The sequence below is a fragment of the Streptomyces durmitorensis genome (assembly GCF_023498005.1).
GTDB lineage: Bacteria > Actinomycetota > Actinomycetes > Streptomycetales > Streptomycetaceae > Streptomyces > Streptomyces durmitorensis.
Genome location: NZ_CP097289.1, coordinates 367,505 through 394,070, shown reverse-complemented (window position 1 = coordinate 394,070; position 26,566 = coordinate 367,505). Strand labels below are relative to the sequence as shown.

General features: G+C 70.1%; 27 protein-coding genes and 1 pseudogene. 12 read left to right on the top strand and 16 right to left on the bottom strand.

Annotation, left to right across the window (positions count from 1 at the left end; all coding sequences use genetic code 11):
• Nucleotides 1–43: 43 nt before the first annotated feature.
• The 5 genes from M4V62_RS01465 to M4V62_RS01445 form a co-directional block, all read right to left on the bottom strand.
• Nucleotides 44–1,189, bottom strand: coding sequence for an RNA polymerase sigma factor (locus M4V62_RS01465; RefSeq protein WP_249592656.1), 1,146 nt, complete (start codon nucleotides 1,187–1,189; stop codon nucleotides 44–46).
• Nucleotides 1,190–1,197: 8 nt separating this feature from the next.
• Nucleotides 1,198–1,605 carry a YciI family protein gene (locus M4V62_RS01460; RefSeq protein ID WP_249585346.1) on the bottom strand — a complete coding sequence of 136 codons (408 nt, stop codon included), beginning with the start codon at nucleotides 1,603–1,605 and terminating at the stop codon, nucleotides 1,198–1,200.
• A gap of 134 nt (nucleotides 1,606–1,739) precedes the next feature.
• Entirely contained in the window at nucleotides 1,740–2,117 is a 378-nt protein-coding gene (locus M4V62_RS01455; RefSeq protein WP_249585345.1) for a toxin Doc, read from the bottom strand.
• On the bottom strand, nucleotides 2,117–2,356 hold the full coding sequence (locus M4V62_RS01450) for a hypothetical protein (protein WP_249585344.1): 240 nt from the start codon (nucleotides 2,354–2,356) through the stop codon (nucleotides 2,117–2,119). The genes M4V62_RS01455 and M4V62_RS01450 overlap by 1 nt, the downstream gene beginning before the upstream one ends.
• Nucleotides 2,357–2,372: 16 nt before the next feature.
• Nucleotides 2,373–2,972 carry an ArsR/SmtB family transcription factor gene (locus M4V62_RS01445; protein WP_425575264.1) on the bottom strand — a complete coding sequence of 200 codons (600 nt, stop codon included), beginning with the start codon at nucleotides 2,970–2,972 and terminating at the stop codon, nucleotides 2,373–2,375.
• Between the two features lie 100 nt (nucleotides 2,973–3,072).
• Here M4V62_RS01445 and def point away from each other — a divergent pair, with 100 nt between their 5' ends.
• Nucleotides 3,073–3,747 carry a peptide deformylase gene (def, locus tag M4V62_RS01440; RefSeq protein WP_249585343.1) on the top strand — a complete coding sequence of 225 codons (675 nt, stop codon included), beginning with the start codon at nucleotides 3,073–3,075 and terminating at the stop codon, nucleotides 3,745–3,747.
• Nucleotides 3,748–3,779: 32 nt separating this feature from the next.
• Here def and M4V62_RS01435 read toward each other — a convergent pair whose 3' ends face one another.
• On the bottom strand, nucleotides 3,780–5,108 hold the full coding sequence (locus tag M4V62_RS01435) for an aspartate aminotransferase family protein (RefSeq protein ID WP_249585342.1): 1,329 nt from the start codon (nucleotides 5,106–5,108) through the stop codon (nucleotides 3,780–3,782).
• Nucleotides 5,109–5,195: 87 nt separating this feature from the next.
• Here M4V62_RS01435 and M4V62_RS01430 point away from each other — a divergent pair, with 87 nt between their 5' ends.
• Nucleotides 5,196–6,104, top strand: coding sequence for a LysR family transcriptional regulator (locus tag M4V62_RS01430; RefSeq protein WP_249585341.1), 909 nt, complete (start codon nucleotides 5,196–5,198; stop codon nucleotides 6,102–6,104).
• Between the two features lie 205 nt (nucleotides 6,105–6,309).
• Here the strand turns inward: M4V62_RS01430 and M4V62_RS01425 are convergent, their stop codons facing one another.
• From M4V62_RS01425 to M4V62_RS01400, 6 genes are all read right to left on the bottom strand, one after another.
• On the bottom strand, nucleotides 6,310–7,749 hold the full coding sequence (locus tag M4V62_RS01425; RefSeq protein ID WP_249585340.1) for an FGGY-family carbohydrate kinase: 1,440 nt from the start codon (nucleotides 7,747–7,749) through the stop codon (nucleotides 6,310–6,312).
• Nucleotides 7,750–7,846: 97 nt separating this feature from the next.
• The gene (locus M4V62_RS01420) at nucleotides 7,847–9,310 is read right to left on the bottom strand and encodes an FAD-binding oxidoreductase (RefSeq protein ID WP_249585339.1); all 1,464 of its coding nucleotides are present in this window, start codon (nucleotides 9,308–9,310) and stop codon (nucleotides 7,847–7,849) included.
• A gap of 71 nt (nucleotides 9,311–9,381) precedes the next feature.
• On the bottom strand, nucleotides 9,382–10,158 hold the full coding sequence (locus tag M4V62_RS01415; protein ID WP_249585338.1) for an SDR family NAD(P)-dependent oxidoreductase: 777 nt from the start codon (nucleotides 10,156–10,158) through the stop codon (nucleotides 9,382–9,384).
• A gap of 68 nt (nucleotides 10,159–10,226) precedes the next feature.
• A complete protein-coding gene (locus tag M4V62_RS01410; protein WP_249585337.1) occupies nucleotides 10,227–11,528 on the bottom strand; it encodes an MFS transporter in 1,302 nt (433 codons plus the stop codon).
• A 263-nt stretch (nucleotides 11,529–11,791) separates the two neighbouring features.
• Nucleotides 11,792–12,358 (bottom strand): glycerol-3-phosphate responsive antiterminator, encoded by a 567-nt coding sequence (locus M4V62_RS01405; protein WP_249585336.1) that lies wholly within the window; start codon nucleotides 12,356–12,358, stop codon nucleotides 11,792–11,794.
• A 110-nt stretch (nucleotides 12,359–12,468) separates the two neighbouring features.
• A complete protein-coding gene (locus tag M4V62_RS01400) occupies nucleotides 12,469–12,729 on the bottom strand; it encodes a hypothetical protein (protein WP_249585335.1) in 261 nt (86 codons plus the stop codon).
• 159 nt (nucleotides 12,730–12,888) lie between these two features.
• Between M4V62_RS01400 and M4V62_RS01395 the strand changes: the two genes are divergently transcribed.
• Nucleotides 12,889–13,179 (top strand): hypothetical protein, encoded by a 291-nt coding sequence (locus tag M4V62_RS01395; protein ID WP_249585334.1) that lies wholly within the window; start codon nucleotides 12,889–12,891, stop codon nucleotides 13,177–13,179.
• A 63-nt stretch (nucleotides 13,180–13,242) separates the two neighbouring features.
• Here the strand turns inward: M4V62_RS01395 and M4V62_RS01390 are convergent, their stop codons facing one another.
• Entirely contained in the window at nucleotides 13,243–13,782 is a 540-nt protein-coding gene (locus M4V62_RS01390; RefSeq protein ID WP_249585333.1) for a hypothetical protein, read from the bottom strand.
• An 11-nt stretch (nucleotides 13,783–13,793) separates the two neighbouring features.
• Entirely contained in the window at nucleotides 13,794–14,318 is a 525-nt protein-coding gene (locus tag M4V62_RS01385; protein WP_249585332.1) for a matrixin family metalloprotease, read from the bottom strand.
• A 392-nt stretch (nucleotides 14,319–14,710) separates the two neighbouring features.
• On the opposite strand from M4V62_RS01385, the gene M4V62_RS01380 reads away from it, so the two are divergent.
• The 3 genes from M4V62_RS01380 (at nucleotide 14,711) to M4V62_RS01370 (ending at nucleotide 18,326) form a co-directional block, all read left to right on the top strand.
• A complete protein-coding gene (locus M4V62_RS01380) occupies nucleotides 14,711–16,414 on the top strand; it encodes an immunity 49 family protein (protein ID WP_249585331.1) in 1,704 nt (567 codons plus the stop codon).
• A gap of 116 nt (nucleotides 16,415–16,530) precedes the next feature.
• Nucleotides 16,531–17,538: an ATP-binding cassette domain-containing protein gene (locus M4V62_RS01375; protein ID WP_249585330.1), complete on the top strand. Its 1,008-nt coding sequence runs from the start codon at nucleotides 16,531–16,533 to the stop codon at nucleotides 17,536–17,538.
• Nucleotides 17,535–18,326 carry an ABC transporter permease gene (locus M4V62_RS01370; protein WP_249585329.1) on the top strand — a complete coding sequence of 264 codons (792 nt, stop codon included), beginning with the start codon at nucleotides 17,535–17,537 and terminating at the stop codon, nucleotides 18,324–18,326. The genes M4V62_RS01375 and M4V62_RS01370 overlap by 4 nt, the downstream gene beginning before the upstream one ends.
• Here the strand turns inward: M4V62_RS01370 and M4V62_RS01365 are convergent.
• Complete coding sequence (locus tag M4V62_RS01365) at nucleotides 18,307–21,504, bottom strand: ATP-binding protein (RefSeq protein WP_249585328.1); 3,198 nt, start codon at nucleotides 21,502–21,504, stop codon at nucleotides 18,307–18,309. The two genes, M4V62_RS01370 and M4V62_RS01365, sit on opposite strands and share 20 nt — an antisense overlap.
• A gap of 147 nt (nucleotides 21,505–21,651) precedes the next feature.
• Here M4V62_RS01365 and M4V62_RS01360 point away from each other — a divergent pair, with 147 nt between their 5' ends.
• Genes M4V62_RS01360 through M4V62_RS01345 form a run of 4 tightly spaced genes read left to right on the top strand, consistent with a single transcriptional unit; the run spans nucleotide 21,652 to nucleotide 24,565 of the window.
• A complete protein-coding gene (locus tag M4V62_RS01360; protein ID WP_249585327.1) occupies nucleotides 21,652–21,942 on the top strand; it encodes a hypothetical protein in 291 nt (96 codons plus the stop codon).
• Nucleotides 21,943–21,972: 30 nt separating this feature from the next.
• A complete protein-coding gene (gene ppk2, locus M4V62_RS01355; protein WP_425575265.1) occupies nucleotides 21,973–22,947 on the top strand; it encodes a polyphosphate kinase 2 in 975 nt (324 codons plus the stop codon).
• Between the two features lie 16 nt (nucleotides 22,948–22,963).
• The gene (locus tag M4V62_RS01350) at nucleotides 22,964–23,734 is read left to right on the top strand and encodes a PIG-L deacetylase family protein (protein WP_249585325.1); all 771 of its coding nucleotides are present in this window, start codon (nucleotides 22,964–22,966) and stop codon (nucleotides 23,732–23,734) included.
• Nucleotides 23,735–23,776: 42 nt separating this feature from the next.
• On the top strand, nucleotides 23,777–24,565 hold the full coding sequence (locus M4V62_RS01345; protein ID WP_249585324.1) for an alpha/beta fold hydrolase: 789 nt from the start codon (nucleotides 23,777–23,779) through the stop codon (nucleotides 24,563–24,565).
• A gap of 75 nt (nucleotides 24,566–24,640) precedes the next feature.
• Here M4V62_RS01345 and M4V62_RS01340 read toward each other — a convergent pair.
• Nucleotides 24,641–25,366 (bottom strand): annotated as a pseudogene (locus tag M4V62_RS01340) (alpha/beta fold hydrolase); the annotation flags it as partial.
• 179 nt (nucleotides 25,367–25,545) lie between these two features.
• Between M4V62_RS01340 and M4V62_RS01335 the strand changes: the two are divergent.
• Nucleotides 25,546–26,163, top strand: a complete 618-nt coding sequence (locus tag M4V62_RS01335; RefSeq protein ID WP_249585323.1) for a hypothetical protein — start codon at nucleotides 25,546–25,548, stop codon at nucleotides 26,161–26,163.
• A gap of 46 nt (nucleotides 26,164–26,209) precedes the next feature.
• Nucleotides 26,210–26,554 (top strand): VOC family protein, encoded by a 345-nt coding sequence (locus M4V62_RS01330; RefSeq protein WP_249585322.1) that lies wholly within the window; start codon nucleotides 26,210–26,212, stop codon nucleotides 26,552–26,554.
• The last annotated feature ends 12 nt before the right edge of the window (nucleotides 26,555–26,566 follow it).

The following is a 26,566-nucleotide window of genomic DNA, read 5'->3' as shown; positions in this document are numbered from 1 at the left end:
GGAAGCGGAAGGAGAGACCGTCGCATTCGCGCCGATGTGCCGCTCAGTGACGCCGGTGGGCGTTGAGCCGGGCGGCCTGGCGCGTGAGGTGGTCGCGTTCGGCGAGGTTGGGCGCCTGCTGGGCCGCCTCGGCGTACAGCTGCGCCGCCGTCGCCAGGTCGCCGTCACGCTCGTGGAGGTACGCGGCGACCGCTGCGTACCGGGGCAGTGAGTCGTCCAGCGTCGCGAGCGCCGACAGACCGGCGCGTGCTCCGTCCGCCTCGCCGACGGCCACCGCGCGGTTGAGCCGGACGACCGGGCTGTCGGTGAGGCGTGCGAGCTCGTCGTACCACTCCACGATCTGCGCCCAGTCGGTCTCCTCGGCGGTGGGCGCGTCGGCGTGGAGTGCCGCGATGGCGGCCTGGGCCTGGAACTCGGCAAGGCGGTCGCGTGCGAGCGCCGCCTGGAGGATGCCGATGCCCTCGGCGATCGCCTCCGTGTCCCACCGGCCGCGGTCCTGCTCGGCGAGCGGCACCAGGCTGCCGTCGGGCGCGGTCCGGGCGGCGCGCCGTGCGTGGTGGAGCAGCATGAGGGCGAGCAGCCCCGCCACCTCGGGGTGGTCGATCGCGGCCGCGAGCTGCCGGGTGAGCCGGATGGCCTCGGCGGCGAGGTCGACGTCTCCGGAGTAGCCCTCGTTGAAGACCAGGTAGAGGACGCGCAGCACGGTGGCGACGTCGCCGGTCCGGCCGAACCGCACGCCGGAGACGGTGCGCTTGGCCCGGCTGATGCGCTGCGCCATCGTCGCCTCGGGCACCAGGTAGGCCTGGGCGATCTGGCGGGTGGTGAGCCCGCCGACGGCGCGCAGCGTGAGCGCGACCGCCGACGACGGGGTCAACGACGGGTGGGCGCACAGGAAGTAGAGCTGGAGCGTGTCGTCCACCGTGGGCGCTGGCCCCGGTGCCGGCTCCTCCTCGACGAGGTCCTCACGCCGGCGGCGGGCGGTGTCCGCCCGCGTCGCGTCGAGGAACTTGCGCCAGGCCACGGTGACCAGCCAGCCCTTGGGGTCGCGCGGCGGGTCGGCCGGCCAGACGCGGACAGCCTCGACCAGCGCGTCCTGCACGGCGTCCTCGGCCGCCGCGAAGTCGGCTCCGCGGCGGCCGAGGATTCCGAGCACGCCCGGTGTGAGGCTCCGGAGCAAGGCCTCGTCCACGTCGGAGGTCACTCCGTGACGGTGGGGTGCGCGCCCATGAACGGACGCAGCTCCAGCCACTCGTGGATCGGCTTCCCGCCCGCGCCGGGGGCGGCCGACAGCTCCCCGGCCAGCTCGACGGCGCGCTCGTAACTGTCGACGTCGATCACCATCCACCCGGCGATGACGTCCTTGGTCTCGGCGAACGGTCCGTCGGTGACCGGCGGGCGTCCTTCACCGTCGAACCGGACGAACGTCCCGCCGGGCGCGAGCGCCTGACTGTCGACGAACTCACCGGTCCCCTCGATCCGCGCCGCGAAGTCCCTCATGTACTGCACGTGGGCCGAGATCTCCTCGGGCGTCCACTGATCCATGGGCACGTCGTTGACCGAAGCCGGAGCGCCGCGGTAGTGCTTGAGCAGCAGGTACTTGGGCATGGTGTTTCTCCTCGGTACTGGTGCGACCCATTGTGGTCGCATGCACCACGGGGACGGAGCAGGCCATGGATTCTCGACATCGGCGGCCGAATCTTTCTGGCTCACGCAGCGTGCAGTACCTCGCCGGACTCTCGTCAGACCTTCCAGGACCTGATCTGATCGGCGACCGCGTAGACGCTGATGCGGCTCTCGCGGATCTTTCGTACGAGGTCGGACAGTGCTCCGTAGGGCGGGTCTATGCCCTCGCCGGACTGGTCCATGTACTGGGCAGCGACGAACGCCGCGTACAGGCTGTTGCGGTACGGCAGTGGTTCCAGGCGCACGATGGTGTGCAGCAGGGCGGCGGCGCGCCAGGCGGCGTCAGGGTCGGCCGCTTCCAGGGTCGGCAGTTTCGTCTTGTGGCGGGCGACCGCGGCGACCAGCGCGGAGTAGTCCGACACGGACATGTCCTCGGGGGAGACGGCGAACTCCTGGACGTCCAAGAGCCAGGCGACGTCTACGAACAGAACCATCAGGCGGCCGCGGACCCCTCGTGACGCGCGGAGGGTGGGATCTCCTCGGGGTTGGCCGCGTCGAACTCGGCACGCAGTCTGTCGGCCCACAGGGAGGCGCCCGCGACGAACTTCTGGCGCTCCATCTCACGGATTCCGAGGTCGTGCAGGTACTGCTTGAGGCTCTTGCCCTCGGCTGCCGCGGCCGCGCGGACACCCTTGAGCTCCTCGTCGGTGAAAGTCACGTTCAGAGACGGCATGTCTCCAAGGTACCAACTAGGTACCTGTCCGGGGAGTGTCTCCCCCGTCCGCACCTGAATCGGGCTGTGACAGCAACGGAAAGAGCCTGGTGATGAGGGCCACCGGGCGGGCGCCGTCCGGCCGGGCCAGGGGGCGTTGTTCGCGGGCCTGGTAGGGGGCCAGTGCCCGGCGGACAGTGTCCGCGACTCGGTTCATCTCCTCGGGCGTCAGGTAGGCGATGGCGCTGAAGGCCTCGTCGCGGCGCCATTCGGCCGGCGCCTGGTCGCGCTGGGCGAGCCACCGCTGCCAGCTCTCGTCCTCAAGGCCGCGCGCCAAGTCGCCGAACTGTTCCTCGGTGGGTGCACCGGCGTCGGGGTGGTGCCGCCTCAGGCGCCAGGGCCGTGCGCGTCCCCCGTGGTGAGGAGCTTCCTCGATGTGTCCGTGCCGTGCGAGCTGCCGCAGGTGAAACGAACAGAGCCCCGAGCTGTGGCCGAGCCGGGCGGCGGCTTCGGTCGCCGTGACCGTGCCGACTTCGGCCAGCAGGCCCAGCAGGGCCGTACGCACCTCGTGCTCGCGCAGTTCGTCGCCGGTGTCCCGCATCGGGCCGGGGGTGGGGGTGAGGTCATCTTCAGTCACTTTGCAAAGTCTGGTACTTTGCAAAGCCCTTGGCAAGGGGGTAGGCCGCGGTGTCGTCCGTCGTCCGCGGCATGTGGCGTACGCAGAAGGGGAGGCAGCCATGTCTGTTCGTCACCACCCGTCCCGTCCCGCGGACCGTCCCGTGGACCGGCGGGTCCGTGTGCAAGGCCGGCCCGTCGACACGTACCCCGCCCTGGCGCCGGAGGCGGCACGGGGTTCGGTGCGCAGGGTCACGGTGGTGGGGGAGGAGGTCCTGAGCCGTCCGTGCCTGGAGGTGACCGAGTTCAAAACCGCGGAGCTGTCGGCGCTCATCGACGACATGTTCCTGACGATGTACGTGGCCGACGGCGCAGGCCTCGCCGCCAACCAGGTGGGCGTCGCCCTGCGGCTTTTCGTCTACGACTGCCCGGACGACGACGGGGTCCGGCACGTCGGCCACATCGTCAACCCCGTCCTGGACCTGCCCGATCCGGGCAGCCGCCGACTCGTCGACGAGTTCGAGGGCTGCCTGTCGGTGCCCGGTGCCACCATGGCGGTTGCCCGCCCCGATCGGTCCGTTGTTCGCGGGTGGGACAAGGACGGCAACCCTCTCGTCATCGAGGGGATGGGCTACTTCGCCCGGTGCCTGCAGCACGAGACCGACCACCTCGTCGGCCACACGTACCTTGACCGGCTCTCCAAGCGGGACCGCAAGGACGCCCTTCGGCAGATGGAGGACCGCCGTGATGAGGTCTTCGCGCAACGGGCCGTCAAGGCCGACACTTTGGGGACCTGAGGACGTCACACCGCCCTCTCGTGTTCTGCGTCTCAGAGCCCTGCGCAGGCTTCGCCGATCGCCTGGTCCAGCATCGTCAGACCGAGCGAGAGCTCGCCCTCGGTGGCCGTCAGCGGCGGCGCCATCCGCAAGACCCCGCCCATGCCCGCGAGTTGGACGATGTTCATGTGCAGGCCCAGTTCGAGGCAGCGCCGCGTGACCCGCGCCCCCAGCTCGTTCGAATGCTGCTTCGTCTCGCGGTCGACGACGAGTTCCAGGCCTGCCAGCAGGCCCCTGCCGCGGATGTCGCCGACGACGGCGTGCCGCGCGGCGATGTCCGTCAGGCCCTGGTGGAGGAACGCGCCCAGCGACCGGGCGCGTTCGTCGAGCTTCTCGCCGGTCAGGACGTCGAGGACGGTGTTGCCGACCGCGGCGACCAGCGGGTCGGCGACGTGCGTGGTGAAGAACAGGAACCCGCGCTCGTACGCCTCCTGCTCGATCTCCGCGCTGGTCACCACGGCCGCCAGGGGCAGGCCCGCACCCAGCGTCTTGGAGAGCGTGAGGATGTCGGGGACGACGCCGTCGCGCTCGAACGCGTACCAGGTCCCGGTACGGCACAGGCCGGTCTGGGCCTCGTCGAGGATCAGGAGCATGCCGCGTTCCCTGCACTTGGCGTGCAGCGCCGCGAAGTATCCGGCCGGGGGCTCGATGATTCCGCCCGAGCTGAGAATCGGTTCGACGAGGCACGCGGCCAGGCTGCCGGTCGACTGGGCGTCGATCAGGTCGAAGGCGAAGTCCAGCTGACGGCGCCAGTCCAGCGAGCCGTCGTCCGTCGTGAAGTCGGGTCGGTACGCGTTCGGTACGGGGATGGCGAAGTTGCCCGGTGCGCCCGGTCCGTAGCCCTTGCGCCCCGCGCTGTACGTGGCGGACGCGGCGGCCTGCGTCATGCCGTGCCAGGACCGCGCGAAGGAGACGATCTCGTGCTTGCCCGTGACGAGTTTGGCCATCCGGATCGCGGCCTCGTTGGACTCGGCGCCGGTCGTCAGGAGCAGCGCCTTCTCCAGGGGCGCGGGCAGCGTGTCGGCAAGCCGCCGGGCGAGGTCGACGACCGGGCGGCTGAGCATGCCGCTGAACAGGTGGTCGAGGGACGCGACCTGCCGCTGGACCGTCGCGACGATCTCCGGGTGCGAGTGACCCAGGATCGCGCTCATCTGGCCGGAGGTGAAGTCGAGGATCCTCCGGCCGTCCGCGGCGAACAGGAAGCTCCCGGCAGCGCGTTCGATGATCTCGTGGGTGAACTCGCCGCCGTAGCGGACGAGATGCCGATCGGCATCGGCCCAGAAGGTGTCGGTGGACGCGGGAGCGGTGGTCGAAGCGGTCATGTCACCGACGGTAGGCGGCAGCCGAGCGACACGTCCATCTCACGATTCCGGCTTTCCTGTTCGGCAGAACCGCACAACAATGGGGGCATGATGAACCCCTGGAGGCTCCGGCTCCTGAGCCAGCTCGACATGCTCGGAACCGTCAGAGCGGTCGCCCAAGCCGCCAACCTGAGCCCGTCGAGCGTGTCTCAGCAGCTCGCCGTGCTGGAGGCCGAGACGCGCACGCAGCTCCTCGAACGCACAGGGCGCCGGGTCCGGCTGACCCCGGCCGGACTGATCCTCGCGCGGCGGGCGCGGGCGATCCTCGATCACATGGGCAGCGTGGAGGCGGAGCTGCGCGGGTTCGGCGAGGAACCCGCCGGTCTGGTGCGACTGGGGGCCTTCCAGAGCGCGATTCACACCATGGCCGTGCCGGCGGTGAGCCGGCTGGCGCGCGAGCATCCGCACCTCGACGTCGAGCTGCTCGAGCTGGAGCCGCACGCGAGCATGCCCGCGCTGCGGGGCGGCGACGCGGACATCATCATCACGACCACGGACTTCGACGAGCTGCCCCTGGGGCCGGACCTGGACATCGTGCCGCTGGCCACGGACCCGGTCCTCCTCGTGGTCCCGCCCGAGCACCCCGCGGCCGGGCGCGGCGCCGTGGACCTGGCGGCCTACGCGGACGAGCCCTGGGCGTTCGACATCCCGCAGTCGTACATGGCCAATCTCGCGCTGCGCCTGTGCCGTCAAGCGAGCTTCGAGCCGCGCGTGGTCTGCCGGTTCAGCAACTACATGATGACCCTTCAGCACGTCGAGGCCGGCCTTTCCATCGCGCTGTTGCCCGGCCTGGCGGTCGACCGCCGCTACGACGTCGCCACCAGGGAACTCGCCACTCCGGTGACCCGCACGATCACGGCGGCGATCCGCCGGGGCTCACCGCCCCGCGCTGCGGTGCGCGCCGTGCTGGAGGCGCTGCGTCACCACCCGGAGCTGCCGTTGCCAGGTCGGGAGTGAGGGGCTGCGTCAGCGGCGATGGTCTTCGTGGCTCGCGGTGGGGCACCGAGTCCTTCGGCGAGTTCGTCACCCATCTCGCCGATGTCGAGGCGCCGAGGGGGCGCAGCCGCTTCCCGCGGCTCGGGCACCGCGGCTCGGGCACGCCGAGATCGCAGATCGCCCCGGCGCAAGACTCCTCCGTCCGATGACGGCCACGCGCGCGGGCCTATCCGAAGATGTCGTAACTCCGCCGGTAGATCGCGTCCGTGTGGCCTCGTACGTCCCGGTGGACCTCCTCCAGGCGACGGTAGAGCTGGTGGTGGGCCTCGTCGGGCAGGAAGATCTCGCCGGGGCGGACCATCGCGGCCACCGCTTCGTCGAAGTCCGCGTACGCACCCAGGCCCACCGCCGCGCAGATCGCGGCCCCGAGCCCGGCGGTGCTCGATGCCTCGGCGCGGCGGGCCGGGACACCGTGGACATCGGCGTGGATCTGCATCATCAGGTCGGAGCGGGAGCCGCCGCCGGAGACGATGACCTCGCGGTACTCGGCGCCCAGTTCCGCCGCCATCCGGGCGCCGGTGTCATGGACGGTCATGGCGAGGGCCTCGAGGATCGAGCGGTAGATGTGGAAGCGGCCCTGGCGGCCGTCGAAGCCGAGGATGGACCCCTTGCGGAAGGGGGCGTCGCCGGGGGCGAGCCAGTCCAGGACCGTCATCAGGCCGTCGGAGCCCGCGGGGACCTTCGCCGCCTCGGAGTTGAGGTACTCCTCGACGGAGAGTCCCGCCGCACGCGCGTGTGCTGCCGCCTCCTCGCCGAGCAGGTCGCGGTACCAGCTGACCGTCCACATGCCGCGCCGTACGCCGTGGGACTCGTAGAGGTAACGGTGCGGCTCGGAGGCGTAGTTGGTCCAGAAGTCGGTCGCGTCCCGGACGTTGCGCGGGCCTGTCGTCATGCCCGCGACGTACGTGCCCAGGGAGACGAGGAATGTGTCGGGGGTGCGCAGGCCGCAGCCGAGGGCCTCGACCGCCTTGTCGTTGGCGGTGGCGACGACGGGGATGCCGACCGGGATGCCGGTGTGGGCGGCGGCGGCCTCGGTGACCGTGCCGAGCGTGTCACCGGGCCGGACCAGCTCGACGAGCATGTCGCGCGGGATGCCGTACTTGGCCAGTTCCGCTTCGTCGTCCGTCCACTGCCAGGTGTCGGGGTCCAGCGGCCACATGCCGGCGCAATTGGCCGCCGTGTCACGGAAGGCGCCCGTCAGGCGGTGGCTGATGTAGCCGGACGAGGTGGTGACGTAGGCCGCCTCGGGGTTCGTGCGCGTGTAGGGCAGGGAGACCCGCTCGTCCATCCAGCTCATCACCGGCTGGGCGAGGGTGCCGTCCGCCGTGAGGATCGCGCGGCAGAACCGGATCGTGCACAGGCCCACTCCCGCGATGTCCGCCACGCTCCCGCCGAAGGCCGCCATGGCCGCACGGCTCGCCTCGCCGATCGATGTCCACAGGTCGTCGTCCGGGTGCTCGACGACACCGGGGCGCGGGGTGTCGTAGGGCCGCAGCGCGGCCCGGCCCTCGCTGACGGCACGGCCATGGGCGTCGAAGACGGTCACCTTGGACGACTGGGAGCCGTTGTCGATGCCGATGAAGTAGCGGGGACGGGTGCTGTTCATGCCCACTCCGGTCAGGTCGTACGGGGAAGGGGGACGGGGAGGAGAAGGGCGCGGGCCCGGTCGCCGGGGGCGCGACCGGGCCCGCGGGCAAGGGACTTCAGGCGTCCGTCGGGAAGATGGTGCCCTTGTTCATGATCCCGTTCGGGTCGAAGGTCTCCTTGAGCTTGGCGAGGATCGCGTACGCGCTGCCGTGCTCCTGTGTGGTCCAGGGCGCGCGGTACTTGCCGATGCCGTGGTGGTGGACGATCGAGCCGCCGACCCTCAGGGCCTCCTCGACGATGATCGCGTTGAGCGGGATGTGGTACTTGTTGATCTCTTCCCGCGGCTCGCAGTTGATCTTGTAGTCGTAGACGAAGTAGAGGTTCGTGCCCGTCTGGTAGCTGTGCGAGGAGTGGGCGCCCAGCATGACCAGGTCGTCGGCCGCGGGGAACTCGGTGCGGATGCGGTGCATGACGTTGTCGTACAGCTCGACGGTGCGCGACCAGTCGACCGAGACCTCGGTGGTGTAGCCGAGTTCAGCCTGCTTGAGCATGACCTGCTGCTCGGCCTCGATCTTGTCGACGCCCCAGTTGAGGTTGTCGAACCAGTTCTCGATGAGGGCCGGGTCGACCTTCTGGTGCGCGTACTGGCCGATGACGCGCTCGATCTCCTCGCTGGTGGCGCGGACGATGCCCCGGGGGCCCTCGGCGACGAAGACCACGACGACCTTGCCGTCGTAGAAGTGCGCGAAGTGCTGGCGGGCGTCCTCCGGCGAGTACACGCGCACCACGGACGGCTTGAAGCCGTTCGTCACGACCTCGCGGATCACCTTCACGCCGGTGGCGATGTCGTCGACGAGGAAGCCGTGGAACTCGTTGTTCTCCGGCTGGTACTTGAAGATCTTGACGGTGACCTCGGTGATGTAGCACAGCGCGCCCTCGTTGCCGATGACGATGTGCCGGATGTCCGGGCCCGCCGAGCGGCGCGGCACGTTCTTGATGCGGGTGACGGTGCCGTCGGGGAAGACCGCCTCCAGGCCGACGACCATGTCCTCGATCGCCCCGTAGAGGGTGGAGAACTGGCCGATGGAGCGGGTGGAGACCAGGCCGCCGTACTGGGCCAGGGGCTTGGACTGCGGGGAGTGGCCGGTGGTCAGGCCCTGCGCGCGCAGCGTGTCCTCCAGGAGCTGAAGCGGAACGCCGCACTGGACGGTGGCCTGCATGTTCTCCGGGTCGATCCTGATGATCTCGTCGAGGCCCGAGCCGTCGAGTACGAGGGTGTCCTCGACCGCGGTCTCCAGGCCGCCCTCGGTGCCGGTGCGGCCGGTGCGGGCGACGACGTTGATCTTGTTGTCGTCGGCGAAGGCGAGGACCTTGGCGATGTCCTCGGTGGAGCGGGCGTTGACGATCGCGGCCGGGATCGGGCCGTCGAAGATGCCGTGCACGGACTGGTACTTCTTGAACCGGTCGACGCTCGCGAGCTTGAGCTGCTCCTCGTCCGTGACGATCTGCTCGGCGGTGAGCAGGTCGGTGAGGCGGGCGACGATGTCCTCGCGGGTGAGCTTGGAGAGCGACTGGGTCATGGTGATCTACCTCGTTCGGTGCGGTGTGAGGGGTGTGCCGTAGGGGTTCGGGGCGGGCGAGGGCGGCGGGCTCAGCGGACCAGGTAGCCCCCGTCGACGGGGAGGACGTGGCCGTTGACGTAGTCCGAGGCGCGCGACGCGAGGAAGACCGTCGTCCCCATCAGGTCGGCGACGTCGCCCCAGCGGCCGGCCGGGATGTGGTCAAGGACGCGCTGGTTGGTCTCGGCGTCCGCCCGCGTCGCCTCGGTGATCTTCGTGGCGAAGTAGCCGGGCGCGATCGCGTTGACCTGGATGTTGTGCTGGGCGACTTCGTCGCAGTAGGCCTTGGTGAAGCCGGCGATGCCGTGCTTGGTGGCGGCGTAGGCCGGGGAGAACTGGCCGCCGAGGAACGAGAACATCGACGCGATGTTGATGATCTTGCCGGAGCGCTGCGGGATCATGAATCGGATGGCCTCGTGGCTCAGCTCGAACGGCGCCGTGAGGTTCACGCTGATCATCGGGTCCCATTCGGACCGCCCGAACTTCTCCACGTCGGCGAGATTGCAGATGCCCGCCGAGTTGACCACGATGTCGACCGATCCGAAGGCGTCCGCGCACCCCTCGACGATCTGCCGCGGCACACCGGGCTCGGTGAGGTCGGCCGCGAGGAACTCCATGCGGCGCCCTTCGGCCTCGATGAGCTTGCGGGTCGTGCCGTCGTCGTCGGCGACGGACGGCACGAAGACGTTCGCCCCCGCCTTGGCCAGGGCCAGCGAAAAGGCCTGGCCGAGGCCGGTGTTGCCGCCGGTGACGATGGCGTTCTTGCCGTCGAGGGAGAAGAAGTCGCGGTGGAACTCGGTGATGTCCATGGGGAGTTCGCTCTTTCGTGGTGCTGCGGGCAAGTGGTGGGCTGCGGGCAGGGGGCCCGGCGGGTGGTTCAGGCGCTCACGGTCACCGCCTCGGGGGTGAACGGCTCGGTGCGTGCGGCCAGTTCGCGGCGCCGGACGCGGGTGGTGAGGGTGGTGAGCCCCAGGCCGAGCAGCGCCATGGCCAGGAGGAACAGGAAGAGGGTGGTGTAGCCGCCGCCGTGCTCGGGAACGGCCGGCGTGGCGGCCGGGTCGCCGATCCACCAGGCGCACACGGTGGGCAAGAAGGCGTCGGGCAGATAGGCGATCCCCGATGCGAGGCCGATGACGCCGCCGCGCTCGTTCTCCGGGATCTCGACCTCGCCGACCTGTGCCCAGTAGACGCCCCGGCTGGCGAACACCAGCAGGCACAGCGCGAACATCAGAGCCAGGGCGACCCACTTGAAGGCCGAGGCGCGCGGCAGGACGAGGAAGACCAGGGCGATGGCGGCGCAGCCCGCGAACATCAAGCGCAGAAAGCGGGGCGTGGAGCGGGTGACCTTGTCCACCACGACTCCGCCGGCCGGACCGGCGACGAACTGGAAGACGTAGGTGCGTACGACGCCGATGACGCCGATCAGCGCGGCGGCCATCCCGTACTGGTGCTCCAGGAGCGGCGAGAAGTAGCCGAGCGTGGTGTAGAAGCAGTACATCAGCATGACCGTGCCGCCGATCAGCCACGTGTACTTGTTGCGCGCGGCACGCCACAGCTGGTGCAGGGTGACGGTGCTGGAGCCGAGGCCGGCCAGACGCTCCTCGTCGCCCTTGACGAACAGCCAGACGAGCGCGGCATAGACGAAGCACAGGACGCCGTAGATGCGGATGAGCCACAGCACGCCCGCCGCCTCGGCGACGCTCGCCGCGACGACGGCCGTCCCCACGAAGCCGACGATCGTCGACGTGACACCCCGCACGCCCTCCAGGAAACCGAACAGGCGGCCCTGCTCGGAGGAATCGCCCAGCATTCCGATGGCTTTCACCAGAGCGGCCCAGTAGAGCCCCATTCCCATGACGGCCATGAGGACGTGCGCGGCGAGAATTCCCCAGTATCCCGGGACGGTCCCCAGATAGAGGTCGGCCACGCCGGTGCCGACGAGTGCGGTCACGATGAGGGCCTTGGGCCGGAACCTGTCGGCGAACCATCCGCCGAAGAAGTACATCACCATGGCGACGATGCCGAAGATCGAGATGATGTTGGCGTAGTCCTGCGCGGACAGATCGAGGGCTCGTGCCGTGGGTCCCAGGAACACGAACCGTATGTACGCGACCTGATAGACGATTCCGCAGGTCATCGACAGGATCAGAAAACTGATCCACCTCTGGGACTTGGTCACGGCGCTCACCACCTCTTTGTGGAAATGCAGGGCAGGACGGGGCAGGAAGGTGTGCCGCAAAAGGGCACAAAAAAAGAACAGCAACTCTCCCGGTGTCGGGTGGAGTTACTGTTCTCTGGTCTCTAGTAACTGCCCCGGAGCAGAGGTCCATTGACCTGTGTTCCGGAAGCCGATATGTGATTGTGGTGCAGCATGGGGCGGCGCCTTCTGCGGGCCGCTCCGCAAAAGTAAATCGGGGGTGTCGGCAGTGTCAACCCCCGATTTCACATCGCCCAGACCTCTCGGTTCGACGAGGCGATCGCGCTCGCTCCCGCCTTCAGCGCCGCGAACACGTCGTCCCGGTCGCAGACCAGACCGCCCGCGATGAGCGGCACGTCGATGTCCGCCACGACCCAGGAGATGACCCTCGGCATGCAGCCCGGCAGGATCTCCACGCAGTCGGCCTTCGACATGCGTACCTGCGGGGCGAGGTTGCGGTACGAGAGCGAGTCGATGAGGAAGAAGCGGTGCACCGTGTACAGGCCGAGCTCGCGGGCGGCGCGCAGCATGAAGGCCTTGGAGCTGAGGATCCCGTCGGCGGCCGTCTTCTCCTTGACGTAGCGCACCACGATCTCCTTGGCGGCGAAGCCTTCGAGCAGGTCCACGTTGACGAGCACGACCCGGCCGTCGTCCTTGAGGCGCTGCACGATCGCGGGCAGATCGAGGACGGTGCCGTAGAGCAGGAAGACGATGCGGCAGTCGGAGCGCAGCACGGCGTCGAGATCATCCGCGTCCTTGACGCTGGCGACGACCGGGTACTCCTCCAGGAGCGACGGGAGCGGCGTGGTCATCAAAGTGGTCTCCTGGAGTGCGGCGCGGCGACAAGACCCCTCAGGGTACGGCCGTGACCTGGCCCGACGAACGCCAGGCGCCTCTCGCGCGGTGGGCGGACGAGGGCCGGCTACACCTGCTCCTCATGGACGTCGACGCTGCTCGGCCCCAGCTCACGCAGCAGCGCCCACATCGGCCTCGATTCCCGGATGGCGGCCCATGGGGCGAGGTCATCACCGGCGTCGTGAAAGAACCAGGCCTCGAAGGAACCGAGGCTCCGAAGGGCCGGGGTGGGCATGTAGCTGATGACGCAATGGACCTGTACGTAGTGAGCGTGCTCGCCCGCGGCGTCGATGATGTCGAACTGACGGGTCAAGTCCAGCGAGAACATCGGGGGTCCGTCGAAGGAGTACGTGCCGTACTGGAAGAGCAGGCCGTCCGCTCGATCTTCCTCGGCAGAGTAGGACGGCCGAGCTGGAGTCGGCCAGTTCTCTGGCGGGACGAGCCTGGGCAGGGCGGATTGTCAGTGGTGGCTGGGAGTGTGGGATGTATGGACAGGGATGAGGAGTTGCTGCGCGGCCGGATCTACGGTCAGGATCATGACGACCCCCGGCAGGGCCCACAGCCGGGGCGGGACTATGCCGAGCTGGTCGGCGGGCCGCTGGACGGTCTGCTGCTCGACATCACCGGCTGGACGAAGGGCGAGATCGACACCGGTGTCGCCCTGCCCACGGAGCTCGGGCAGTTCGGTGCCGGTGGGCGCGCGATGTACGACCCGCGTCCGGGCGATCCGCGCCCCTGCGACCGCCGCCGCTGGGACTGGTCCGGCGACACCCCCTGACAACTGCCGGGATCCGGAGCCTGTGGGCAGTGATTGCGGGTGGTTGCGGCTTCGCACCGCCGTTTACCGCTCCTGGCCGGGGGAGACGTCGATCTCATGGTCCACCGCCCACTTCCAGTACTCCCTGATCGTCCGGCCGTCGGACGCGGCGACCGCGGTGATCGTCCGGGCCGGAGCGTTGAGGTCGGCCACCGGGGCCGGGATGGTCTCAAGGAGGACGGCGTGGCTCTGTCCGTCCGGTACACGTCCGGTCGCGAAGACGTAGGAGGCGCCGTCCGTCAACGGCTCTTCGCCCTGGTAGTAGCTGACCGTGGTGGTGTCGCGAACGGTCCCCTTGAAGACCTGGCCGACGCGGACGGCGTACAGGTCGGAGAAGACGCCGTAGATGTCGCGCTCGCCCGTCCGGCTCACCACCGTGCCGAGGAACACGTCGTCGGCGGTGCCGGCCACCTGCCGGGCATCCTGCGGGTCGTAGAGAGCGACCGCCTCCGTGGGGCCGCTGTTCTCCCTGGGCCCGGTGAGGCTGTACAGGCTCCAGAGGGCACCTCCCAGTACCGTCAGTGCTGCCGCGGCGACGGCCAGACGGCGGCGAACCTCGCTCATTGCTCTGCCTTTCAGCCCCACAGCGTGTGGTAGTTCCGCCGGTCTCGTGACGTCGGCGTTCCGTTGGAGGACATGTCGTAGATGTGTGGAGCCATCAACGAGCTGTAGGACGAGGGGTTCTTGTGGCAGAACCCCAGGGCATGGCCGAGCTCGTGCGCGGCGATCGTCCGCCGGGACCTGGTGTCCCCGTACTGCTTGCCGGGCCCCAGGTATGCCTTGTTCAGCCGCAGACTGTCGGTGCCCTGAAGCCCTTTCCAGAGCCCGAGGATGTTCTTCCACGGAGGCCTGGAGGTGTTGACGTCCGACCATTCCAGGTCGGCGTAGCGCGTCGCGTCGTCGGCGGGGAACTTCACCCGATCGAGCCCGTTTCTCGTCCAGGCCTGCTGGGCGTGCCGTCGTGCGCCGTCGAACCGCGTCGAGTCCTCCCAGGCGATCTCACCGCCGTCGACGGACGACCGTCCTCGCGAGTCCTTCAGGCCGTTCATGCACGTGGCAGGGGCCGCGGCATGGGCGGAGGAGGGCTGGGCGGTGACCATGACCAGAGCCAGTGCTGTGGCGGACAGCAGGGCGCTTCGAGGCCCCGGGCACACGGCCGGCGGGTGCGGGTGCGGGTGCGGGTGCGGAACTCGCCTGGTGTCAGAGCTGATTGCAGGCGTACGGGCGGCGACTTGGGCGGGGTGGGCAAGCAGCAGACGGCGTGAGGGCACAGGACTCCGTTCGAAGGGCACGCTGTGGATCTTCGTAGGCCGACGGCCGAAGCCGGGCGCGGACAGGCTGCACCTCACCCATATGAGAGTTACTGCACGGCCGGTAGCCCGCCAGGTGGAGACAGTCGCTGGTCGTGGCGGAGCTGCTGTTCGCACGGGGACCGCACCCGCACCTGCCCCGACATCACCCCCGTACGCACACAACTCGTAGAGTCGCAACGGTGAACGGAAACAACACCTTTGACACGTCGGGCGCTCCCGACCGCGACCTGCCGATGCTGACCGCCGCCCAGGCCGCCCGTCTGCGCGCACTCACCGCCCCTTACGCGCAGGTCGGCCACAGCTACCCCCTGCACAACCTGGCGCAGAAGTGCCGCCAGGCGCCGGAGGAGCGCTGGCCCGAAGTCGTCGCCGACCACTTCTCCGCCCTGCAGGCGGGCAGCCAGGGCGGCGAGAGCGCTACGGAGCTCCTTCGCGGCGTGCACGCGCGGCTGTTGCCCACGGATTCGCTCACCCCGGACATCGCAGGTGCCATGCGCTACGCGCGCGTGGTGGCCGAGGGGCTCGTCTTCGCCTACGCCCTGGACCTGCCCACCAGCGTGCGGATGCTCACCGACCCCGACGTGGAGCGAGCCGGGATCGAGGAGTTGGGGCAGGCGGCCTACGCGAACCTGATGCGGGTGCCCGTCGAGCACGAGGAAGTGCCCATCCAGGGAGGGGCGTTGCTGCACTCCGTGTACGGCGACTCCCCGTTCGTCGCGAGCAAGGCGCTGTTCCTGTCCGAGGTGGCCCGGCAGGTCACCGGCGAGCCGCTCCCGGACGCCGGGGCTCTCGTCGTGGTGCCCACCCGGCATCTGCTGGCGTACCACCCGATCGTCGACGGCTCCGTGGTCGACGCCGTCAACGGCCTTGCCGCGTATGCCCTCGGTGCCCACGAGGACGGTCCGGGTGAGCTGTCTCCGCGGGTCTACTGGTGGCACCGGGGCGGCCTGACCTCGCTCACGGTCATCGACCACGACACCCGTTCCTTCTCCTTGCAGCCACCGCCGGAACTCCTCGCCCTGATGAAGGGCCTGGTCCGTCTCGACCGTGCCGGGCGCATCGACACTCCCACGGCTGCCAAGGCGCCCGACGTCGCCGCACTCACCCACACCACGGCCGAGGCGATGGCCCGTCTCGCCGAGGACCCGTCCGCACTTGGCGACGCCTTCGCCTCGGCTCTCACGCTCAGCCACGCCCACTGCGCCACCGACCCCGAAGCGGCTCACGTCGACACCTGGGATGCCTGGGCCACCGCCGTGCAGCTCGGCTCGGCCCTGTTCACCGGCGCGCAGGCGCAGGAGTGCCGTCTGGGTGAGGATCGCGTGCGCCAGCTGCCCGCCACCCCCGCCGCGCCGCCCGCGGACGCGCGGGCCTGGCTCGACGCCTTCTACGTTGCCGTCGTGTGCCGTCAGAAGCACCGGGCCGACCGGCTGTGCGAGGTACCGCTGGAGGTCCTGCGGCAGGACGACTCCGTCGACGCGTACGTACTGCACTGGATCGACACGCTCCGGACCTATTGGGCCGAGCGCTCGATGGACGACGTCGTGGGCAAGCTGATCACCACCATGGAGACGTCCCAGCCCGCGTCCCTGACCCACACACCGAAGGACTTCGCTGACCTGATCGACTACCAGCCGGTCGCCCTCTTCCACCGCCTGGTCACCCGCGACCACGACGCCTTCGCCGAGGCCCTGGCCGAAGCCCTCGCGCACCACGGCACCTACTGGGGCGACTCGGCGGCGCCGCGCGCCCGGGTGGCGCTGGGGCCGCTGGCCATGGCCGGCCTGGCGTACGACCACGGGTTCCCCGTCGCCCTCAAGCAGCCCTACCTGCCCACGTATCTGCTCAACGGCGAACGGATCGAGGAGATGCCGGGCTGCTGAGTCCCTGAGTCCCTGAGTCCCTGAGTTCCTGCCCGGCGGCCGAGCCACCCCCGGTTCCAGGGCGCTGAAACCGTCGTGAAACCCCGCTGAATGCGCCCTGCCGCAATCTCAGCGGCATGACGACAACGACATCTCCCTACCTCGCCATCGCGGCCACGGGGCTGCGCAAGGCGTACGGGGACAAGACGGTCCTCGACGGCATCGACCTGGAGGTGCCGGCCGGGACCGTCTTCTCCCTGCTCGGCCCGAACGGCGCGGGCAAGACCACCGCCGTGAAGGTCCTCTCCACTCTCATCGGCGCCGATGCCGGGGAACTGCGGGTCGGCGGCCACGACCTGGCCGCCGACCCGCAGGCGGTGCGGGCCGCGATCGGTGTCACCGGGCAGTTCTCCGCGGTCGACGGCCTGATCACCGGCGAGGAGAACATGCTCCTCATGGCGGACCTGCACCACCTCTCCCGGCGCGAAGGGCGGCTGGCCGCAGCCGAGTTGCTGGAACGCTTCGACCTCACCGAAGCTGCGAAGAAGCCGGCTTCCACCTACTCCGGCGGCATGAGGCGCCGCCTCGACCTCGCCATGACGCTGGTCGGAGCGCCGCGCATCATCTTCCTCGACGAGCCCACCACCGGGCTCGACCCGCGCTCCCGCCACAACATGTGGGCCATCATCCGCGAGCTGGTATCCGGGGGCGTCACCGCCTTTCTGACCACGCAGTACCTGGAGGAGGCCGACGAACTCGCCGACCGCATCGCGGTGTTGAACGACGGCACGATCGCAGCCGAGGGCACGGCCGATGAGCTCAAGCGGCTCATCCCGGGCGGACATGTCCGCCTCCGCTTCACCGACCCGGCCGCCTACGAATCCGCCGCCTCCGCACTGCGCGAAGTGACCACGGACGACGACACCCTCACCCTGCGGATCCCCAGCGACGGCAGCCAGCGCGAGCTGCGCTCCCTCCTCGACCGGCTGGACTCCGCCGGCATCGAGGCCGACGAACTGACCGTGCACACCCCCGACCTCGACGACGTGTTCTTCGCCCTGACCGGCGGCACCGACGCCCCCAGCAAGACCAGCAAGACCAGCAAGACCAGCAAGACCAACAAGACCAAGGAGACCGTCCGATGAGCACCCTCTCCCTGGCCGCACAGGACTCGTCCACGATGCTGCGCCGCAACCTCCTGCACGCCCGGCGCTACCCCTCCCTCACCCTGAACGTCCTGCTGACGCCGATCGTCCTGCTGCTGCTCTTCGTCTACGTCTTCGGCGACGTGATGAGCGCGGGCATCGGGGGCGGCGGCGCCGACCGCTCCGAGTACGTCGCCTATCTCGTCCCGGGCATCCTGCTGATGACCATCGGCGCCACCCCGGCGGGAACCGCGGTGTCCGTCTCCATGGACATGACCGAGGGGATCATCGCCCGCTTCCGCACGATGGCCATCCACCGCGGCTCGGTGCTCATCGGGCATGTCGTCGGCAGCGTGCTGCAGGGGATCATGAGCGTGGTCCTCGTGGGTGCCGTCGCCGTGGCCATAGGATTCCGCTCCACGGATGCCACGGCCCTGGAGTGGCTCGCGGCGTTCGCGCTCCTCGTGCTGGTCGCCACGGCGTTCACCTGGATCGCGGTCGGGATGGGGATGGCCAGCCCGAACCCCGAGGCGGCCAGCAACAACGCGCTGCCGCTCATGATCCTGCCGCTCATCTCCAGCGCCTTCGTCCCCGTCGACGCGATGCCGGGCTGGTTCCGGCCGATCGCCGAGTACCAGCCCTTCACACCCGCCATCGAGACCCTGCGCGGCCTGCTGCTCGGCAGCGAGATCGGCAACAGCGGCTGGATCACGATCGTCTGGTGCCTGGGCCTTGCCGCACTCGGTTACCGCTGGTCGACGTCACTGTTCAACCGCGACCCGAAGTAAGCGCGCGGGCCGCCTCCCACAGCTCGTCCCGCTCCAGGGCGGCGTACTCCGACACGGCGTCGGCGTACGCCGCCCGGTCCGCGTCCTCGGCGGCCCGCCGGGCACGCGCCGCCGACATCGTCGGCTGGAACTCGCGCTGCACCCGCAGCCGTTCGGCCAGCGCGATCATCCTGACGGCGGACACGTCACCGGACGCGAGCCCGGCCATGCCGAGCGCGTGAAGGACCGTCCCGAACACAGGAAGCTCCATGGGCGAACGGAGCGGGCCGTCAAGGAGGGTCCGCAGCCGCCGTCGCAGCCGGTCGACCGGCTCTGCGACGAGGTCGAGACGGCCGGCGTACGCGTGCGCCGTCACCGCCGCCGACTGGATCTGCAGCGCCCACGGGTCGAGCCAGGGGTCACCGGCGTACATCGACCCGGCCTCGGGCATCCGCTCCACGGCGCCGCGCCACAGGCCGAGCCCGGCCTCCGTCAGCCCGCGGGCCAGCGCGATCTCGGCGCGGCCGCCGAGGTCGGGGCTGTAGAAGGCGTCCTCCTGCGGGGTGCCGTCTCCCTCCGCCTGCCGCAGCCAGTACTCGGCCTCATCGGGGTCGCCGCGCTGCAGGCAGGCGAGGACCAGGGCCGAGCGGATGCCGATGTAGTCGTGCTCGCCGCCGAGCCGCGGCAGCACCTTCAGCGCCGCCCTGAGGTGCTCGTGGGCGGTCTCGCCCTGCCCGGTCCGCAGGCTCAGCTCGCTCAGCCGGGAATGGCCCATGAGCCGCAGGGACGGGCTGTCCACCGGCTCCAGAGCGGCGACCATCCGGCGAGCCGAGGCCAGCGCGCGGTCGATGTCGTGCTCGTACTCCCAGACGTAGGTGGCCACGCACTCGGCGATGGCGGCGACGAGCGGCTGCTCGCTGCCGTCGTCGCCGTGGCCCTCGCAGAGCCGGTGCAGCACGGCGTAGTCGGGAGGCCGCATCTCGGGCACCGCGCGGAGCACCGCCGCTGTGGCGCGCGGCAGCGTGTCCGGCGGGGCCGCGGGCAGCCGCCGGAGGGTGACGAGCTGGCGTACGGCATGCGGGCCGTAGTTCATGAACAGGCCCGCCGTGCACAACACCGCGGCGGAACGGGCGACTTCGACGTACTCGGGCGTGGGGTGGTAGTGCGAAAGCGGCGGTCCGGTGTCCGCGGCGAGGGCGGCGAGGCGCGGGTAGTTGGAGTCGGTGGACCACAGAGCGGCCAGGACGGCGGTGAGGGCGGCGATCGTGGGACCGTCCGCGCGGGCCAGGGCGTGCCGCAGGGCCGGTACGAGGTTGTCCTGCTCGACCCTGATCCGTTCCCTGGCGGCGATGGGGTCTTCCCTGCCCGGGCGAGGCCGGGAGGTCGAGGAGGGTTCCGGGCCGAAGAGCACGTCGTGGTACGCGACCCCGAAGTCCCGGGCCCAGGCGAGGAACCGGCCGACGGCCTCGCCCTCCTCGCCGGCCTCCACGCGGCGCGCCGCGCTGAACTCCCGTACGGTCTCCAGCATCCGAAACCGCACGCCGACCGGCGTCTCGGCGACGGTGAGCAGCGACTGACCGGTCAACTGCTCCAGCAGGAACAGCGCATCCCCGCCCAGCACCTGCTCCGCCGCGTCGCCGCGGAAGCCGCCGGGGAAGACGGACAGCGTGCGCAGCGCCGCTCTGGCGTCCTGCGCGAGCAGGTTCCAGCTCCACTCCACGACCGCGTGCAGCGTGCGGTGGCGCTCCGGCACGTCCCGTGCCCCGCCGCGCAGCAGCGCGAACCGGTCGCCGAGACGGCGGGCGATCTCCGGCACCGAGAGCACCCGCACCCGCGCCGCGGCCAACTCCACGGCCAGCGGCAGTCCGTCAAGGTGCCGGCACAGCTCGGCCACCGCGTCCGGCGGCAGCTCCACGCCGCTCCTGGCAGCCCGTGCCCGCTGCGTGAACAGCTCGACCGAGGTGTCGAGACCGAGCTCCGGGAGCGCGTACACCGCCTCCGACGTGAGGTCCAGCGGCGCCCGGCTCGTGGCGAGCACCCGCAGCTCCTGCGAGGACGCGACCAGGTCCTGTACGAGGCCGGCGGCGCCCCGGACGACCTGCTCGCAGTTGTCGAGCACCAGCAGAGCGGGCCCCGATCCCAGCACGCCCAGGATGCCGGACACCGGGTCGGCCGCGGCGTGGCCGCTCACGACGCCGTGCCGCCCCTCGCCCGCGCCGAGCGCGGCGGCCACCTCCCGAGCCACCTCCAGCGTCACGTCCTGGTCCGCGGTCAGCCCGGCGAGCGGCACGAAATGCACCACGCACTGCTCCGCCCGGCGGCTGACCGCGTGAGCGAGCCGGGTCTTGCCGAGGCCGCCGGGGCCGACGACGGTGACGGCACGCGAGTCGCGCAACAGTCCCTCCACCGCGGCGATGTCCTCGTCACGGCCGAGCAGCGGGTTCGGCTCGTGCGGCACACCGTGCCTGACCACAGGCGTCTCGCCGTGCAGCAACTCCCGCTGCACGGCCTTGAGTCCGGCGCCCGGATCCGTGCCGAGCGCCTCGCGCAGCTCACGGCGGTAGGCCTCGTAGCGCGTCAGCGCGGCGGACGGACCCGCCGTCGCCGCCTGACCGCGCAACAACTCGGCCAGCACCTCCTCGTCGTGCGGATGCTCCGAGGCGGCCACGGCCAGCGGCCCGGCCGCCTCCGCATGCCGGCCGAGGCGGGCGAGCGCGAGCGCCTGTGCGCGTACGAGGGTGCCGTGGACGGGGGCGCGGTCGGCACGCAAGGCGCCCACCGGGTCGTCGGCGTCGCCCGTCCCCTCAGTGGCGCCGTCCCACAACGCGAGCCCGGCGTCGGCCGCGGCCAGCGCTCCCGCGTGATCCCCGGCCCTGGCCCGCTCCGCGCACAGGGCGGCGTGCAGCAGCAGGGCGGAGCTGTCGACCTGATCCTCGGCGAGGGCGAGCCGGTATCCGGTAGGCGTGCTCGCGATGACATCGGCGCCCAGCTGCGCCCGCGCCCTGGACACGAGAACCTGCAGCGCCTTCCCCGGCCGCTCCGGCAACGCGTCCGGCCACAGCCCCGCCACCAGCCGCTCGGTGCTGCAACCGGTGCGCACGTCGCCCGCGAGCAGCGCGAGCAGGCCGCGGAGCCGGGGCGCGGTGACCTCCTGCCCGCGATGGGCGACACGCGGCAGCAGGGTCAGGGCGGTGGTCACCCGTGCAGATTAGCCAAGGCGCAGGCCGGCCCGATCCTGCGAGGGGCTCACGCGACCGGACGCAGCGCGACATTCCGCGACATCCGCGGGAACGTATCCCGCACTCGCCTCCTCTGCTGGGTGTCGATTCCCAACGCAGGACGCATCATGTCCGACCGAACGGCACAGCGAGCAGCCGCAGTCATCGCCTCGGTGCTCACCGTGGACGCCCTGTTCCACCTCTCCTGGGCCACCGATGCCCCCTTCACCCCGCCCGTCACAAGGCACCCAACGCCCGCCAGGACACCGCCCATTGGGAAGATGCCGTACGTGTCCGATGACGAAACGGCGCGCCGGGTGCGCGCGGCGCCGGACTGCGACGGCACGCGGGTGGCGTTCACCGGCGGGGTGCGGGTGCCGGGACGCGCCGCTTGGCAGGTGGCGATTTCTACGGAGTAGCGCTCGATGGGGGAAGTGGAAAGATGGCACATGTCGATGAGAGGAGACGGTGTGACGTCGCGCGACAAGGACGCGGAAGGCTTGCTGGACGGCTTGTCGGTGGACGAGGCCCGGCCCGAGCGTCCGGTGCTGCTCGACGGGCAGGGGGAGCCGTTGCAGACCTGGCGGGAGAACTATCCCTACGCGGAGAAGCTGAGGCGGAAGGCCTACGAGCGCCAGAAGCGGATCCTGCAGATCGAGCTCCTGAAACTGCAGAGATCGGTGCGCGAGCAGGGCCAGCGTGTCGTGGTCGTCTGCGAGGGGCGGGACGCCGCGGGCAAGGGCGGCACGATCAAACGCTTCACCGAGCGCCTCAACCCCCGAGGGGCCCGCATCGTGGCGCTGGACAAGCCCACGGAACGGGAAGCGGGGGAGTGGTACTTCCAGCGCTACGTCGCACAGCTGCCGGCCGCGGGGGAGATCGTCTTCTTCGACCGCTCCTGGTACAACCGGGCCGGCGTCGAGCCCGTCATGGGTTTCTGCACCCCGCGACAGCACGAGGACTTTCTCCGGCAGGTCCCCTCGTTCGAGAAAATGATCACCGATGACGGCATCGTGCTGGTCAAGTTCTGGTTCTCCGTCTCCCGCGCGGAGCAGCGCACCCGCTTCGCGATCCGCCAGGTGGACCCCGTACGTCAGTGGAAGCTCTCGCCCACGGACCTCGCGTCGCTGGATCTGTGGGACGCCTACACCCACGCCAAGGTGGAGATGTTCCGTGCCACGGACACCGTCCACGCACCGTGGTCGGTCATCAAGTTCAACGACAAGCGCCGCGGACGCCTGGAGGCCATCCGGCACCTGCTGCTGCGTGTCGACTACGCGTCCATGGACAAGGACGCGGTGGGGGAGGCGGACCCGCTCATCATCGGCCCGGCCGACACGCTCCTGGAGGCGGACGAGGATCCGACGGACCTCTCACCCAGCAGACTCGCCGAGCACGACCGGGGGCCCGGTCAGCATCCGTGACGACGGCAGGTTAGCCATGTTCCGGCAGCCCGTACCGAGCCTGCTCGCCGTCTTCGCCCACCCGGACGACGAGTCCCTGTCTGCCGGCGGAGTGCTCACCCGTCATGCAACTGCCGGAGCGCGCACCGCGGTTGTCACGGCGACCTGGGCCACAGGCACCACACGCGCCACCGAGCTGGCCCGGGCGCTCCAGATCCTTGGTGCCGGCGAACCGAGGCTGCTCGGTCATGCCGACGCGCACGTACCGCATTCGGCTCCGGGCAGGGCGAGGTTCTGCGATGTGTCGATCGACGAGACGGTCCGCGAACTGGTCGCGCACCTAAGGGAGTTCCGACCGGAGGCCGTGATCACCCATGATGCCTACGGCGGACTGACCGGCCACCCGGACCACGTCCACACACACCGGGTGACCCTGCTTGCGTTCCACGCGGCGGGACTTGAGCGCCTCTACCCGGATGCCGGTCCGCCCTGGCGGCCGAGTGCCCTGTATCTGGCCACGCACCCACACTCGGCCGTGCGCGTGTGGGGCGCCTACCTGGCCGCGACAGGCAAAGCGATGCACAGCGTTCCGGACGAGTGGATCGCGGCGGCCGTGGATGTCAGGCCCTGGCTGGACCAGAAGGTCGCCGCGGTGCTGGCTCACCGCAGCGAGGTGGAGCGGGGAGCCGCCCCGGCGCTGATCGCCGGCCTCCCGGCAGCCGATCGGGAACGGCTGCTCTCCACCGAGTGGTACATCCGGCACGACCCCGTCCTCGCCGGGACGGCGGGGGATGAGCTGACGGCCTGAGGAACAAGGGAAACGAGAGAACGAGAGTAGGGAGAGCGCACGATGACCGCGATACACGTGACGACGTGGGACGAGACCGGTGGCGACGGAGCAGCCCCCGCGGTCTTAGCCCACAACATTTTCACGTGGGGCAGCGACGAGGCGTACGGGTTCGCGGCCCAGCGGCCCCTGGCCGACCGCCATCGGCTGCTCCTTGTGGACCGCCGTGGATACGGCCGCAGCCCCGACACCGACCGCAGTGACTTCGACACCGACGCCGACGACCTGGTGGAACTCCTTGAACAGCAGGACACCGGCGCGCACTTGGTCGGTCACGGCAACGGTGGCCTGGCAGCCATGCTCGCTGCCGGGCGCCGCCCCGACCTCGTACGGTCCCTGACGCTGATCCAGCCCGCGGCGTTCTCCGCTGCCGCCGGTCACCCGGTCGTCGAGGCCATGCTGGAACGGGTGCGGGGCGGTGCCGCGCTGCCGGAATCGGTGACACCGGAGCAGTACTTGCGCGCCTCCACGGAAGGCCTGGGCATGGCCATGCCGGAGCCCACCCCGCAGCGCCTGCGTGCCGTGGCCACCTCGATGCGCGAACGTCCGGTCTGGGAAGCGACCGTGCCCCTGAAGCCGTTGCGGGCCGCCTCGTGGCCCACGCTCGTGATCTGCGGGACCTGGCAGGACGCCCCGGAGATGTACCGCACATACGCCGGTGAACCGCTGATCGCCTGCGCCGAAGCCGTGGCCGACGCCGTCGGGGCCCGGCTGCTGCGCGTGGACGGCTACTACCCGCACACCCAGCAACCCGCCGCCGTCAACGCCGCCTTGCGCGAACTGTGGGGTTAGGGGAAGCGGGGACCCGGCGCAATCACCGCGCCGGGCCGCATCGCATCACGTACCGCGATGGCCAGAAGTGAACCGTCAGCGCGCCGCGAGGTCCGCGAGCAGCCTGGCCGCGGGCTTGGGGTGGACGAGCCAGCTCAGGTGGCTCGACTCGACGGTCCCGACATCGAAGGGGTTGTCGGGGGTGAGCGCGTCGGCCTCGCGGATCATGCGGTCCTGCATGGCGAGCGGGATGCAGGCGTCGTCGGCCAGGCGTACGTACGACTTGGGAATCCGACCCCACGTCGCGGCCTGCGTCCGGTCGGCCGACGTGCCGACATCGAGGTTCTCGTCGGGCTGGAAGGTGTTCAGGAACGTACGGAACTCGTCATCGGTGAGGTCGGCGGCGAAAGCCTGCTTCATCGCGGCGAGCGGCTCCGGCGCCGCGGTACGGAAGTTGACCCGCAGCAGACCGAGCTCGGGCGGGTTCCCGACGAGAGCGGCTGCGAAGGCACCCGGGTCGACGTCGGCCATCTCCGGCTCGGCGTAGTAGTCACCGACGTTCAGGTCGACGGGGCACCAGGCAGCGACGTAAACGATCCGGTCGATGAGATCGGGCCGGGCGTTGCCGGCCGCGGTGATCGTGGCGCCACCCCTGCTGTGGCCGACGAGGATGGTCGGCCCGTTCTGCTTCGCGCGCTCGAGGACCTCGATCACGCGGGCGACGTTGTCGGCAAGCGTGACCCCCTTGATTCTCCCTGGTTCCGCTGCGAGCGCGTCCAGATCCTGAGGTGCTTGGTAGGACGAGGCGAAGGTCGCGTCGAACCACCATGGACAAGTACGAAGGTCGGCAGATTTTGCATCCCCGTAGCCTCTGACGGAGCGATTTTCGGCACAAGCCCGCATTGGATCCATCCGTGCCAAGACGCAACCCGCGGAGTGACCTTCGCTCGCAGTCATGGCCCTGCCGGAGAGCGGCGGAAGCCGGTCATTAATCTGTGCCCATGAGTGACGACACCTGGGAAGCTCTGAAGGCGACCCCGATCGCGGAGATGCGGCGACGTGCCGCGATCATCCACACCCTTGTCGACGTCTCGCCGACGGCGGTCGAGGGCGCGGAGAGGTTCGCCTGGAACGACAGCGGCGGGCAGTCGGCCGTGTGGTATTTCGCGCCGGACGGCCGCGCGATGCTGCTGACCTTCGATCACGAGTCGGACCTGAACCTCTACGCCGAAGGCACCTACGCCCTCCAGGAGTCGCTCTACGGCGGAGTTCCGGCGGACCTCGTCCAGCTGGTGCGCAACCGCCCGGAGAACTACGAATCCCTGAACCTCACCGAGGCGGGGACGGACGAGACGATCCACTACGCCGGCGGTGTGTTCTGGTTCGACGGCAAGCAGTGGCGGGCCGCCGAGGGATTCCTGGACCACTGCGAGCAGGAGGGTCTGGACGCCATGGCCGAGTCAGGATTCGGCTACTGCCTCGACGACTACCTGCTCGGCCAGGAGTTCACTCCCGAGGCATTCGTCGCGTACCGGGACGCCGACAACTGGTACGACAGCGCCGAGGAGAAGGACCAGGCACTGGCCGCGACCCGGGAGATCTTCATCCGGCACGGATGACGTGGGGATCCCCTCCCCAGGCGCACGGCGTGCTTAGCATGGCCGCATGACCGTAGACCTGTTCGCGGGAATTCCTGTCAGCGACTACACCGTGGCGGTGGCCTGGTACGAGCGACTCCTCGGCAAGCCACCGTCCTTCCTGCCCAACGACACCGAGGCGGTGTGGGAGCTCGCCGAGCACCGGTACGTGTTCATCGAGGTGCGGCCCGAGCACGCGGGGCACGCCCTGCACACCGTCTTCGTGGAGGATTTCGACACCCGCATCGCGCAGATCGCCGAGCGCGGTCTGAAGCCGGACACGCGCGAGACGTATGCCAACGGCGTCCGCAAGGCCACCTTCCGCGATCCGGACGGCAACGAGATCGGATTCGGCGGCGGCGCGGAGGACTGAGCGGAGGACTGA